8 protein-coding genes are annotated in these 11,965 nt (G+C 70.5%); 6 read left to right on the top strand and 2 right to left on the bottom strand.

The window, feature by feature from the left end; translation table 11 throughout:
- Window positions 1-150 precede the first annotated feature (150 nt).
- The 6 genes from E2170_RS02490 (at window position 151) to E2170_RS02465 (ending at window position 9,246) form a co-directional block, all read left to right on the top strand.
- Entirely contained in the window at window positions 151-2,799 is a 2,649-nt protein-coding gene (locus E2170_RS02490) for a TonB-dependent receptor plug domain-containing protein (RefSeq protein WP_132999065.1), read from the top strand.
- Window positions 2,800-2,863: 64 nt separating this feature from the next.
- Complete coding sequence (locus E2170_RS02485; RefSeq protein WP_132999064.1) at window positions 2,864-4,240, top strand: sulfotransferase; 1,377 nt, start codon at window positions 2,864-2,866, stop codon at window positions 4,238-4,240.
- 41 nt (window positions 4,241-4,281) lie between these two features.
- Window positions 4,282-4,956 carry a TIGR02466 family protein gene (locus E2170_RS02480; protein WP_165942135.1) on the top strand — a complete coding sequence of 225 codons (675 nt, stop codon included), beginning with the start codon at window positions 4,282-4,284 and terminating at the stop codon, window positions 4,954-4,956.
- Window positions 4,953-5,966, top strand: coding sequence for a methyltransferase domain-containing protein (locus E2170_RS02475; RefSeq protein WP_165942134.1), 1,014 nt, complete (start codon window positions 4,953-4,955; stop codon window positions 5,964-5,966). The genes E2170_RS02480 and E2170_RS02475 overlap by 4 nt, the downstream gene beginning before the upstream one ends.
- Window positions 5,959-7,914, top strand: coding sequence for an O-linked N-acetylglucosamine transferase, SPINDLY family protein (locus tag E2170_RS02470; RefSeq protein WP_165942133.1), 1,956 nt, complete (start codon window positions 5,959-5,961; stop codon window positions 7,912-7,914). The genes E2170_RS02475 and E2170_RS02470 overlap by 8 nt, the downstream gene beginning before the upstream one ends.
- A 54-nt stretch (window positions 7,915-7,968) precedes the next feature.
- Complete coding sequence (locus E2170_RS02465) at window positions 7,969-9,246, top strand: tetratricopeptide repeat protein (RefSeq protein ID WP_132999060.1); 1,278 nt, start codon at window positions 7,969-7,971, stop codon at window positions 9,244-9,246.
- Between the two features lie 52 nt (window positions 9,247-9,298).
- Here E2170_RS02465 and E2170_RS02460 read toward each other — a convergent pair whose 3' ends face one another.
- Window positions 9,299-11,092: a phosphoenolpyruvate carboxykinase (GTP) gene (locus tag E2170_RS02460; RefSeq protein WP_132999059.1), complete on the bottom strand. Its 1,794-nt coding sequence runs from the start codon at window positions 11,090-11,092 to the stop codon at window positions 9,299-9,301.
- 107 nt (window positions 11,093-11,199) lie between these two features.
- The gene (locus tag E2170_RS02455) at window positions 11,200-11,781 is read right to left on the bottom strand and encodes a TetR/AcrR family transcriptional regulator (protein ID WP_132999058.1); all 582 of its coding nucleotides are present in this window, start codon (window positions 11,779-11,781) and stop codon (window positions 11,200-11,202) included.
- Between the last annotated feature and the right edge of the window lie 184 nt (window positions 11,782-11,965).

Here is an 11,965-nt window from a genome sequence, read left to right as displayed (position 1 = left end):
TCCGTGACGGAAGCCGCAATTGTTAACAACACTTTAATTTTTCGTCCGGCAGGGCTACTATCGGCGACGGCCTTGCCGGGCTTGGCGTCTGCCTTGACTCCACCGGTGGGGTTCCCATGGGATTTACCCAAGACTCACTTGGAGAGAGAGATGACCCTTAAGACCACCAAGCTCCGCGACGCGATCACCTTCGCGCTCGTGTCCGGTGCGACCGTGCTGGCCGGTACCGGCGTCGCGTTCGCGCAGGACAGCTCGGAACAGCAGGCCACCACCCTCGATCGCATCGAGGTGACCGGCTCGCGCATCAAGCGTGCCGAAGTCGAAGGCCCGAACCCGATCACCGTCATCAGCCGTGCCGACATGGACGCTGCCGGCGAGATCTCGGTCGCCGACTTCCTGCGCAACAACGTCTACAACTCGTTCGGTTCGACCCGCGAGTCCTCGGGCTCGGCCACCGGTTCGCAGGCCACCATCAGCCTGCGCGGCCTCGGTTCGTCCTACACCCTGGTGCTGCTGGACGGCCGTCGCATGACGACCTCGGGCGCGCTGGACGGCGCCGCCGCCAACATCAACATGATCCCGACCTCGGCGGTCGAGCGCATCGAGATCCTGCGTGAAGGCGCGGGCGCGGTGTACGGCTCCGACGCGATCGGCGGCGTGGTCAACATCATCCTGCGCAAGGACTACGAAGGCCTGACCGTCATGGCCGGCGTGGAGAGCCCGAAGATCGGTCCGAACGGCAACATCGGCAGCGTGGCGGGCGGCATCAGCTCCGACCGCGGCAACATCACCTTCGTCCTGGACCACCAGGAACGCGAGATGATGTACAACCGCGACATCAAGGGCATCGTCACCGGTGCCGGCCTGGCCTGGGGCCTCAGCGCCTTCAACTCGGCAGCCAACCTGCTGACGGCCGACGGCCTGATCGGTGCCCCGAACTGCGGCTCGTTCGAGAACAGCTACGTCACCGGCACCGGCGCGAACCCGACCTGCGGCTTCGACCACGGCGCGACCTCGGCCAACGAGTCGTCGATGAACCGCAACTCGCTGCTGCTGAACGGCAACTACGACATCACCGATAACACCTCGATGTTCTTCCGCGCACTGGCGTCGAACACCGAGAGCCTGGGCGTGTACGCCTCGGCGCCGGTCGACACCTTCCCGACCATCGCCGCGGACAACCCGTACAACTTCGCCGGCGTCCCCGGCACGCTGTACTACCGCTTCACCCCCCTCGGCACCCGTGACGCGCTCCGTGCGGACCATTTCCGCGAGTACAACGTCGGCCTGCGCGGCATCACCGAGTGGTTCGGCGGTGCCGACTGGCAGCTGTCGACCAGCCACGGTGAGTCCAACCAGTCGTCGGTGAACTACAACTACGGCATCGGCAGCACCCTGCAGGCGCTGATCGACTCCGGCGAGTACAACCCCTTCGATCCCACCCACCCGAGCGTCGCCGCCGCAGCGGGCATGGTCGGTCACACCGTGTACGTGGAGTCCAAGCAGCGCACCTTCACCGTCGACGGCAACATCGGCTTCGACCTGTTCGACATCGGCGACCGTCCGGTGGGCTTCGTGACCGGCTTCGAATACCGTGACGACCGCTTCGAGCAGCTGTACGACGCCCAGAGCGCCGCCGGCAACGTGTTCGGTTCCGCGGGCGCCCCGGGTGGCGGTGAGCGTGCGTACTACGCCGCCTACTTCGAGTCGCTGTTCCCGATCCTCGATACCTTCAGCGTGACGCTGGCTGGCCGTTACGACAGCTACAACGACGTCGGCAGCAAGTTCTCGCCGCGCGTCTCGCTGGAGTTCCGTCCGGTCGACAGCCTGCTGGTCCGTGGTTCGTGGGGTAAGGGCTTCAAGGCCCCGAGCATGGCCGACCTGTACGGCGCTGCGTCCACGACCAACCTGAACAGCCCGCCGGTGCCGTCCGCCGGCCTGGCCGGTGGTGACGCCCTGGCGTGTGCCGCGCTGACCACGGCCCGTGCCAACCTCGGCAACCCCGCGTACAACCCGTACCCGGTCGATCCCTGCGCCACCAATGGCCAGTACCAGTGGCTGGTGACCTCGAACCCGAACCTGGCACCCGAAGAGTCGAAGAACTGGGGCCTGGGCGTGGTGTGGAGCCCGACCGACGCCATGTCGTTCGCGCTCGATTACTACGACATCGAGCTCGAGAACGTGATCTCGAACGTGCCGCGCGCGCTGGCCTTCCAGTTCGGCAACGAGGGCCGCCAGAACTATGGCGTGACCCGTACTGCGGACTTCCTGGCGGCCGACGGCGTGACCATGCTGCCGGGCACCCCCCAGCAGATCCTGCTGCCGATCGACAACGGCGCGCTGCAGACGGTCCGCGGCATCGACCTCGAGGGCAACCTCCGCCTGGAGACGGCCGGCATGGGTACGTTCAACACCCGTCTCGCCATCTCGCACATGCTCGAGTACGACTTCACCCCGATCCTCGCCCCGACCCAGGAGCAGATCGGCGATCCGGGCCAGCCCGAGAACCGTGCTCAGCTCTCGCTGGGCTGGGAGTCGGGTGACTGGTCGGCCGTCGCCATCGGCAACTACATCGGCGACAGCGGTGAGGGCGTCGAGCGGCTGCCGTCGTGGACGACCTGGGACCTCCAGGGCAGCGTGAGCCTGCCGTGGAACGCCAAGGTGGCCCTGGGTGTCCGTAACGTGGGCAACAAGATGCCTCCGTTCAACGACAACCTGTACGGCTTCCCGTACTACGACAACACGCTGTACAACATCTGGGGTCGCACCCCGTACATCCGCTACGAGCAGAACTTCTGATCCAGCGGTTATTGCGTAACATTGGACGGCCCGCATCTGCGGGCCGTCTTTTTTGGAGCCGCCGATGGAGCAGCGGGATCCCCCCTGGGCACCTCACCCCGACCGTGCCCTCGAAGCCCGGCTTGTCCAGGCCGATCCGGCGACGCTTCTGCCGCTGCTTGCCGATCCCCTGTTGCGCCGCGACGCCTATGTCCAACTGCGGGTGCTTGATCGCCTGCGGACCGCCGGATCGACCGACCCCCGACTGACCGGAGCCTGGCTGCAGGCCATGCTGCTCGGCAACCGGCCACAGCGCGCATGGCGCGTCACCGGCGCTTGGCCGGTCGACGCCCGCACACCCGCCGATGCACAGCTGCTGGCCGCCCAGGTGGCACGGGCCGTCGGCCACGGCGACGAGGCCCGTGCGCGCTTCCGGGAGCTGCTGTGCCGCCACCCGTACTGGGTCGACGCATTGCAGAAGTACACCGAGTTCGAACACATCACCGCCGTTCCGGGCGAGACACGCCAGGCGCTGGAACGCATCCTTGCCACCGGCGCCACGGACTACGATCGCGAAAAGGCAGGTTTCGCGCTGTCCCGCGTCGTCGCCACGGACGACCCCCAGCGCGCGTTCGCGCTGGCCGCCGCATCGCAGGCCATGAAGCGCCGCCGCCTCGGCCCCTGGGACGGCGGCGCGCTCTCGGCGCGCCTCGCCGCCGACCTTGCCCTGGCATCGCTTCCCGATCACGGCGACCCCGCTCGCGAAGTGTTCATCGTCGGCCTGCCGCGCAGCGGGACCACCCTGCTCGCCAGCCTGCTGGGCGCGCATCCGTCGATCGCCAACGTCGGCGAACAGGGCCTCCTGCCCGCACTGGCCCACGGCGCGTTCCGCCCTTCCGCGACCGGAACGGGCGACGGCGACGCTGGCGCGCGCGACTGGTACCGGGCCGCGGTCGCGGACCTCGCGGACGGAGCGCCCGTGGTGGTCGACAAGCTGCCGGCCAACGCCGAGCATGCCGGCCTCGCGCTCGCGCGCTTCCCCGATGCACTGGTGGTCCACCTGGTGCGCGACCTCGACGATTGCGCAACCTCGATCCACATGCACGACTTCGAGTCGGGAAGCGAATACGCCTCCGACGGCAGCGACCTCGGCCGCTATGCCGCGGCGATCCGGGGCCATCTCCACCAGCTGCGCGAGCGTGCCGGAGCGCGGGTGCTGCACCTCCGTTTCGAGGACCTGGCGCGCGCGCCCGAAGCCACGTTGCGGCCGCTGCTGGCGCGCCTCGGGCTCGACTGGCATCCGTCAATCCCCGATTTCTGGCGCCACGACGTGCAGACGGCGACCTACAGCGAGGGCCAGGTCCGAGAACCCGTGCACACCCGGTCGATCGGCAGCGCCCGCCGGTTCCTGCCCGCGTCGGCCGCATTCCTCGCCGCGGTGCGCGATGGCGCGGACCGGTGATGGCATCATCACCTCTCCATCGATCCACAGCCGCGGAATCCATGACCCAGAACGATGAAGTCCAGGCCACCGTGCATCCGCTGTACGCGGTCCCGCTGCTGCAGGCACAGATGCCCGACGCCGAAGCACTGAATGCCGGCCTCCGCGAACTGTTCCTGCGCATGGAGGCGGAAGGCGAACGACACCGCGACATCCAGGCGCGCGACACCCAGTACCGGATCTTCGAGAGCAACTTCTACCTGCACAAGCGGCAGGAAGCGCCCGTGCGGACACTGTTCGACCACATCGACAGCCTGCTCGCCAACTTCATCCGCGGCATCAGCGGCTTCGACGACGCGCGGATGGACAACATCGAGATGGACATGCACAGCTGGTTCCACGTCACCCGCAAGGGCGGCTTCCAGTCGGTGCACAACCATCCGAACGCCAGCTGGTCGGCGATCTACTGCGTGGACCCGGGCGACTCCACCGAGGCACAGAGCGGCGCCGTGCGCTTCCATGACCCGCGCGTGGGCAGCGACATGTACCGCGACCCCGCCAACGAGCATCTGCAGATCCCCTATCGCATAGGTGCCTGGAAACTGACGCACGAGGCGGGCCAGCTGATCGCGTTCCCGTCCTACCTGCTGCACGAGGTCTTCCCGTACACCGGCGAGCGCCCGCGCATCGTCGTCGCGCTGAACGCATGGTGCCGCTGGAAGACGCCTCCACTGTGAGCGACGCAGAATCCATTGCCGGCAGCCCTCCCCCCGATGACCCGCAGGGAGCGTGGACGCGCCTGTGGCGCAGCGGCGTGCTGCACTCCTGCGCCACCGCCATCGACGGCAACTACGACGGTCCCGTGCGGGCGTTCTGGCAGTCGCACTTCGCCCGCCTGCCCGACGGTGGCGTGGTGGTCGACGTCGGCACCGGCAACGGTGCGCTGGCACTGCTGGCCATGGACACCGCGCACGCCGGGCGCAAGCGCCTGGAGGTGCACGGCGTCGACCTCGCCGACATCTCGCCCGCCGCGGCCGGCGCCGCCGACGCCAGCGCGTTCGAGGGCATCACTTTCCATCCGCGCACTTCACTGACCGCCCTGCCGTTCGCCGACGGAGGCATCGACCTGCTGGTCTCGCAGTTCGCCTTCGAGTACGCGCCGCGCGAAGCGGCCATCGTCGAGGCACTGCGCGTGCTTGGCCGCCGCGGTGCCGCGGCGATGGTACTCCACTCCAGCGACAGCCTGGTCGCCCGGGTGTCCGCCGAACGCCTGCCATGGTTCGGCCACCTGCTGCATGGCAGCCCGATGCTCGCGAGCGCGGACGCCGTGGTTGATGTGCTGGCCCATGCGCGGACCCAGGCGGAGCGGTCCGCGCTGGCCACGGATCCGCGTGCCGAAGCCACGCGGGCGGCCTTCAATGATGCGGCGGGCGACCTGCTCGAGCGTGCCGCCGAGCCGGGTGCCGGCGAGGTGCTCGGACGTTTCATGCCTGCGCTTTCGCAGGCCGTGCGGTCGGCCTCGGCCGATCCGTTGCGCGCCCGGCAGGCGTTGGAGGCGCTCCGGCAATGGCTGCGCGACGAGGAGGAACGCCTCATGCAGCTGCACGACGCGCTGCTCGGGGCCCCCGAACTGGAAGCACTTGCCGACCGGTTCCGGAGTGCGGGCCACGCCGTCGCCTGCGGCAGCCTGGAGCAGCGACCGGGCGCCAAGCTCGGCTGGACGCTGGAGATCGCTTCCCGTGGATGACGGCTCGGAGGCCCGGCGGCTGCACCGTGCGGGGGACGTCGAGGCGGCCCGGACGCACTACCGGCGGGCGCTGGCCGCCTCGCCCGCCGACCCCACGCTGCGCCGGGATTTCGCGGCGTTGCTGCTGCAGGCCGGACATGGCGAGGAGGCGATCACGCTGCTGCGCGACTTGTCCGCCGCCGATGCGGATGACGCGCAGGCGGCAACGATGCTCGCGCTCGCGCTGCGCGCGCATGGCAACATCGCCGGCGGCCGCGAAGCGGCCTCCCGCGCGCTGGCCGCGGCGCCGCGCGATCCGCTGGCCCTGCTGGCCGCGGGCAGCCTGGCGGTGATGGCCGGCGATCCGGGCGCCGCCGAGCCCCTGCTTCGTACCTGCGTGGCCGCCGAGCCGGACCTGTATGAAGCCTGGCACTGGCTGGGCCAGGCCCTCCACGCCCGCCGGCAATGGGGTGAGGCCGCCGCGGCCTACCGGCGTGCGATGGACGGCCATCCCGGCGAAGCCATGAACGTGGCGATCTGCGCCGAGCGCGCGGGCGACGCCATGGTCGCCCGCGACTTCTACCTCCGCGCTCACGCCGCCGCGCCCGGGCGAGCCGACATCCTGGTGCGCCTCGCCCAGGTCGAGGCCTTGGCCTGCCGCCTCGAAGACAGCCGGGCCCACGCCGCGATGGCCGCGCAGCGCCTCGAGGCCGGTGCCACCCGGGTCGACGACGTGCCCGAGCCCTTCCCGATGTCCTGGCTGGGCCTGGGCGATGCGGCCACGCGCATCGCGCTCGACCGCCAGGCGGCACGCACGCTGGCCCGCGCGCGCGCGCTGCGGCCGCTGCCGCCGCCAACCTCCCGGCCCACGACAGCGCGTGACCGCATCCGCATCGGCTATCTCTCCGCCGACTTCGGCAAACACGCGGTGGGCAGCCTCCTGCGCGGACACTTCGCCGCGCACGACCGGACGCGCTTCGAGGTCCACGGCTATTCGCTGCAGCGGCACGACGACGGAATCGCCGCCGACATCCGCGCCGGCTGCGACGCCTTCAGCGACTGCTCGACGATGGCCAGCGACGCCATCGCGCGCCAGGTGCGCGAGGACGGCATCGACGTGCTCATCGACCTCGGCGGCCCCACCGCAGGTGCCCGCCCCGAGATCCTCGCGCTGCGCCCCTGCGCGGTGCAGCTGGGCTGGCTCGGCTTCATCCACGGCCAGCAGGCGCCGTGGCTGGACGGCATCGTGCTCGACCGCCATGTCCAGCCGCCGGACGCGGCCTGGCCCTGGTCGGACGAAGTGCTGCACCTGGACACGCTGATGTTCCCCTCAGGCCCGATGCCGGCCGGGCGCGCCGACCGCGCTGGCCTGGGCCTGCCTGCCGGCGTACCGCTGCTGGCGAGCTTCAACAACAGCTACAAGCTCGACGATGCACTGGTCGCCGCCTGGGCGCGGATCCTGCGCATGGCGCCGCGCGCGCACCTCCTGGTCTACCTGCCCGAGGTGGCGCGCGAGGGCTTCATGGCGGCCTGGCTGCGCCACGGCGGCGACGCCGCGCGGCTCCATCCCTGCGGCCACCTGCCAGCAGAAAGGCAGGCCGACCGCGCCGCCAGCTGCGACCTGTTCCTGGACGCCTTCCGCTACCAGGCCGGCGCCACCGGCATCGCCGCCGTCGCGGCAGGACTGCCGCTGCTGTCGCGCCGCGGCGGGCACGCGCTGTCCCGGCTGGGCGCGGGGCTCAACGGGTTCCTTGGCCTGGACGGACTGGTCTGCGGGGACGAGGAGGCCTACGTGTCGCGCGCGGCGGAGCTCGCCAACGATCCGGCGGCCCTGGCCGCGCTCCGCGTCCGCACGTCCGCTGCGGTGGCGGAGCGACGCCTCTGCGATCCGCGGCGCGTGGCCTCGTCCATCGAAGCACTGGCCATGCGCCGCCTGACCATGCGTCGGGAGACGTCCGCCGCACCTTGAAAGCCACGGCACTGCGCCTGCATGATGAATGGAACCTGACGCGTCATTCCATGCATGAGCACCCTCGACGCCCGCATCCACGCCGCACGTGCCTATTTGCAACGCAACGACGTGCACGGCGCGATCGCGATACTCGACCTGGCGCTCGATGAGTACGGCCCGGACACGGCACTCCTTGGACTGCGCGGCACCACGCACGCGCGCGCAGGCCGCTTCGATGCGGCCATCGCCGATTTCGACGCGGCGATCGCGCTCAGCCCGCGCAACCCCGCCCTGCTGTTCAACCGCGCACTGGCCTTCAACGCCAGCGAGCGCGCGGAGGAGGCGCTTGCCGACTTCATCGAAGTCGCGCACCTGGATCCGCACGGCGTCGAGCCGGTCGCGAACGCCGGCGTGCTCCTGCAGCGCCTCGACCGCCATGCGGAAGCCATCCCGTACCTGGAACGGGCACGGGCGGCGGCGCCCGGCGATGCGCGCATCCTGCGCAGCCTCGGCAACGCCCTGCACGGCGCCGGGCGCACGGCGGAGGCGCTGCCGCTGCTGGCCGAGTCCGAACGCCGCGCACCCGCCGATCCCGCGGCACTCACCGACCACGCGGTGGCCCTGCTTTCGACCGGCCGCGCCGACGAGGCCCGCCTGCGCTTCGCGCGCGCGCTCGAGCTTGATCCACGCGACCAGACCGCCCTGGCCGGCCTCTACATGGCCGCCAACGATCTGGGCGATGGCGCCACCGTGGACCTGCTGATGGACCACGACCGGCTTCTCTCCGGCGGCCGCGTCGACGGCGTGGACCTGGACGGGCTGCGCGAAGCGACGCTCGCGCACCCGGGGTTGCGCTGGGAACCGGCCGGACGCTCGACCCGGCGCGGCCAGCAGAGCGCGATGCTGGACCTGTCGCCAGGCTCGCCGTTCGCCGGCTACGGCGCCTTCGTCGAGGACTTCGTCGCCCGCCGGATCGCCGGGGTGGCGGACGATCCCGTCCTGCAGGTGCACCCCTGGGGCCGCACCGCGCCGCGCCGCTGGCGGCTGCAGTCCTGGGCGACGGTACTCCACGAGGACGGGCGCCAGGATCCGCACATCCATCCCGCCGGCTGGCTCAGCGGCGTGCTCTACGTCGACGCCGGTGACGCCGCGCCGGGGCCGGAGGACGGCTCGCTGGTGTTCGGCCACCCGCCGCCGGCGACGATGGCTTCAGCGCCACGGGAACACGTGCACGCGCCGCTAACCGGCGAAGCGATGAGCTTCCCTTCCTACTATTTCCACCACACCCGGCCCTACCGCGGCACGCGGCCGCGGATAAGCCTCGCCTTCGACGTGATGCCGCTGGCCTGAAACGCCTGCGCCGGCATCAGCCGGCGCAGGGTGCGTACACGGGGGGCGGGAATCAGGACCCGGCGCGCAACGGCTCCAGGCTCGCGCGCAGCGGCGATGCCGCGGGCACGCCGAGCTCGTCGAGGTAGGCCTCGACCGCGTCGGCCTCGGCCTTCCAGCCTTCGGCGTCCACGTGCAGCAGTTCGGCCATTGCCTCGGCGGACACGTCCGCGCCGTCGAGGTTGAGCGCACCCGTCGCCGGCACGTGGCCGATGGCCGCGGCGTCGGCCGCGGTGCTGCCGTCGACGCGGCCGATGATCCACTCCAGCACGCGCAGGTTGTCGCCGAAGCCGGGCCACATGAAGCGGCCGTCGGCGTCCTTGCGGAACCAGTTGACGTGGAAGACCTTCGGCAGCTTCGCATCCGGCCTGTCAAAGGACAGCCAGTGCGCGAAGTAGTCGGCGAAGCTGTAGCCACAGAAGGGCTTCATCGCCATCGGATCACGGCGCATCACGCCGACCGCGCCGGTGGCCGCCGCGGTGGTCTCCGAGCCCATCGCCGCGCCCACCAGCACGCCGTGCGCCCAGTCGCGCGATTCGAACACCAGCGGCACCAGGCTCGAGCGCCGGCCGCCGAACACGATCGCGCTGATCGGTACGCCCTGCGGATCCTCCGCATGCGGCGAGAAGGTCGGGCACTGCTTGGCGCTCACGGTGAAGCGCGAGTTGGGATGCGCGGCCGGGCCGCGCGCCGGGTCGAAGTCGCGACCCTGCCAGTCCTTCGCCGGCACGCGCTTGTCCAGGCCTTCCCACCAGGGCTGGCCGTCATCGGTGGTCGCGACGTTGGTGAAGATGGTGTCGCGTTCGATGGTGTGCAGCGCATTCGGGTTGGACTTCTCCGAGGTGCCCGGCGCAACGCCGAAGAAGCCCGCCTCGGGGTTGATCGCCCACAGGCGGCCGTCCTCGCCGGGATGCATCCAGCAGATGTCGTCGCCCACCGTCCACACCTTCCAGCCCTGCTCGCGGTAGGACTCCGGCGGGATCAGCATGGCGAGGTTGGTCTTGCCGCAGGCGCTCGGGAAGGCCGCGGCGACGTAGTGCACTTCGCCCTGTGGGTTCTCGATGCCGACGATCAGCATGTGCTCGGCCAGCCAGCCCTCGCTGCGCGCCTGGTGCGAGGCGATGCGGAGCGCATGGCACTTCTTGCCGAGCAGGGCGTTGCCGCCGTAACCGGAGCCGTAGGACTTGATCACCAGCTCCTCGGGGAAATGCATGATGTAGCGGCGGTCCGGGTCGAGCTCGCCGGTGGAATGCAGGCCGCGCACCAGCGGCTTGCCCTCGGCGCCCTCGCGCTCGATGCGCGCCAGCGCGGCCGCGCCCATACGCGTCATCAGGCGCATGTTGGCGACCACGTAGGGCGAGTCGGTGATCTCGACGCCGCAGCGCGCCAGCTTCGAGTCGATCGGGCCCATGCAGTAGGGCACCACGTACAGGGTGCGGCCCTCCATGCAGCCCTCGAACAGGGCGTCGATCTTCGCGTGCGCCTCGGCCGGGGCCATCCAGTGGTTGTTGGGGCCGGCGTCCTCGCGCTTCTCGTGGCAGACGAAGGTCAGGTGCTCGACGCGGGCGACGTCGTCGGGGTGCGAGCGGTGCAGTACGCAGCCGGGATGGGTGTCCTGGTTGAGCTCCAGCAGGGTGCCGTCGGCCAGCATGGCCTGCTGGAGGGCGGCGGCCTCGGCGTCGCTGCCGTCGCACCAGACCACGCGGTCGGGGCGAGTCAGGGCGGCGACGTCGTCGACCCACTGCTGCAGGGACGCAAGCCGGGTGCCGGGCGTCGCATCGGCGCCCTGCTGGGGAACTGCATTCATGTCTCGCGCCTCCGGAGTGCGCTTTTCTAAGGCTGGACACGCAATTCTAGCGACCGCGCGGACGGTCGCCGTGCTGCATCGCAGCATCAAACAGCACTGCGGGCCCCTCAGCGGGGCACGAGCGTATCCATCAGGTGCTCGACGTACTCGTCGAACTCCTCCTGCGGCATGCGCGCCTGGTGCAGCTGCAGGTTGAGCTGCAGGAAGCCGACGTAGGCGGCATAGGTCAGCCGCGCGCGGTGCCGGGCATCGGTGCGCCCGAGTCCGGCCTGGCGGAAGGAGGCGGTGAGGTAGTCCAGGCGCCGCTGCGAAACCCGGTCGATCACCGGCTGCACCGCCGGATGGTCGGGCGCCTTCAGCAAGGCGCTGTAGACCACGTGCGACTTGAACTCGCGCGCGACCATCTGGAACAGCGAGCGCAGGCGCTCGGCGGGATCCGCCACGGCTTCGAGCTTGCCGAAGAGCTCCTGTTCCTCGAAGGCCTCCCAGCGCTCCAGCGCCGCCTGCAGCAGTGCGTCGCGCGAAGGGAAATGCCAGTAGAAGCTGCCCTTGGTGACACCGAGCCGGCGCGCCAGCGGCTCGACCGCGACCGCGGCCACCCCCTGCTCGGCGATGAGGTCGAGCGCGGCCTCGGCCCAGTCGTCGGCGCTGAGCCGGCTGCGTTCGCTCTTCGCGGCGGGTCTGTTCATCCCCGGAGTGTATCCATACGCATGGGTGCGGGACAGTCTCGGCCACGCCTCGGCGCGTTGACAGGCCGCGGCGGGCGTGTCCATACTGCGCCGTATGGGCCAGTCCGGGGACCCGCGCCGCGCGCCGGGTGCACACTGGCCTCCATCAAGCCCAAGGCGAGCGCAAGGCTCGCGGAGACCGTGC

This window comes from Luteimonas arsenica, assembly GCF_004352825.1.
GTDB lineage: Bacteria > Pseudomonadota > Gammaproteobacteria > Xanthomonadales > Xanthomonadaceae > Luteimonas > Luteimonas arsenica.
Note: the sequence above shows the minus strand (reverse complement) of the source record. Positions and strands in the feature narration are given on the sequence as shown.

Excerpts from the sequence above, each read along its gene's own strand:
- E2170_RS02490 (WP_132999065.1), top strand. The coding sequence starts at position 151 with ATGACCCTTAAGACCACCAAGCTCCGCGACGCGATCACCTTCGCGCTC.
- E2170_RS02485 (WP_132999064.1), top strand. The coding sequence starts at position 2,864 with ATGGAGCAGCGGGATCCCCCCTGGGCACCTCACCCCGACCGTGCCCTC.
- E2170_RS02480 (WP_165942135.1), top strand. The coding sequence starts at position 4,282 with ATGACCCAGAACGATGAAGTCCAGGCCACCGTGCATCCGCTGTACGCG.
- E2170_RS02465 (WP_132999060.1), top strand. The coding sequence starts at position 7,969 with ATGAGCACCCTCGACGCCCGCATCCACGCCGCACGTGCCTATTTGCAA.
- E2170_RS02460 (WP_132999059.1), bottom strand. The coding sequence starts at position 11,092 with ATGAATGCAGTTCCCCAGCAGGGCGCCGATGCGACGCCCGGCACCCGG.
- E2170_RS02455 (WP_132999058.1), bottom strand. The coding sequence starts at position 11,781 with ATGAACAGACCCGCCGCGAAGAGCGAACGCAGCCGGCTCAGCGCCGAC.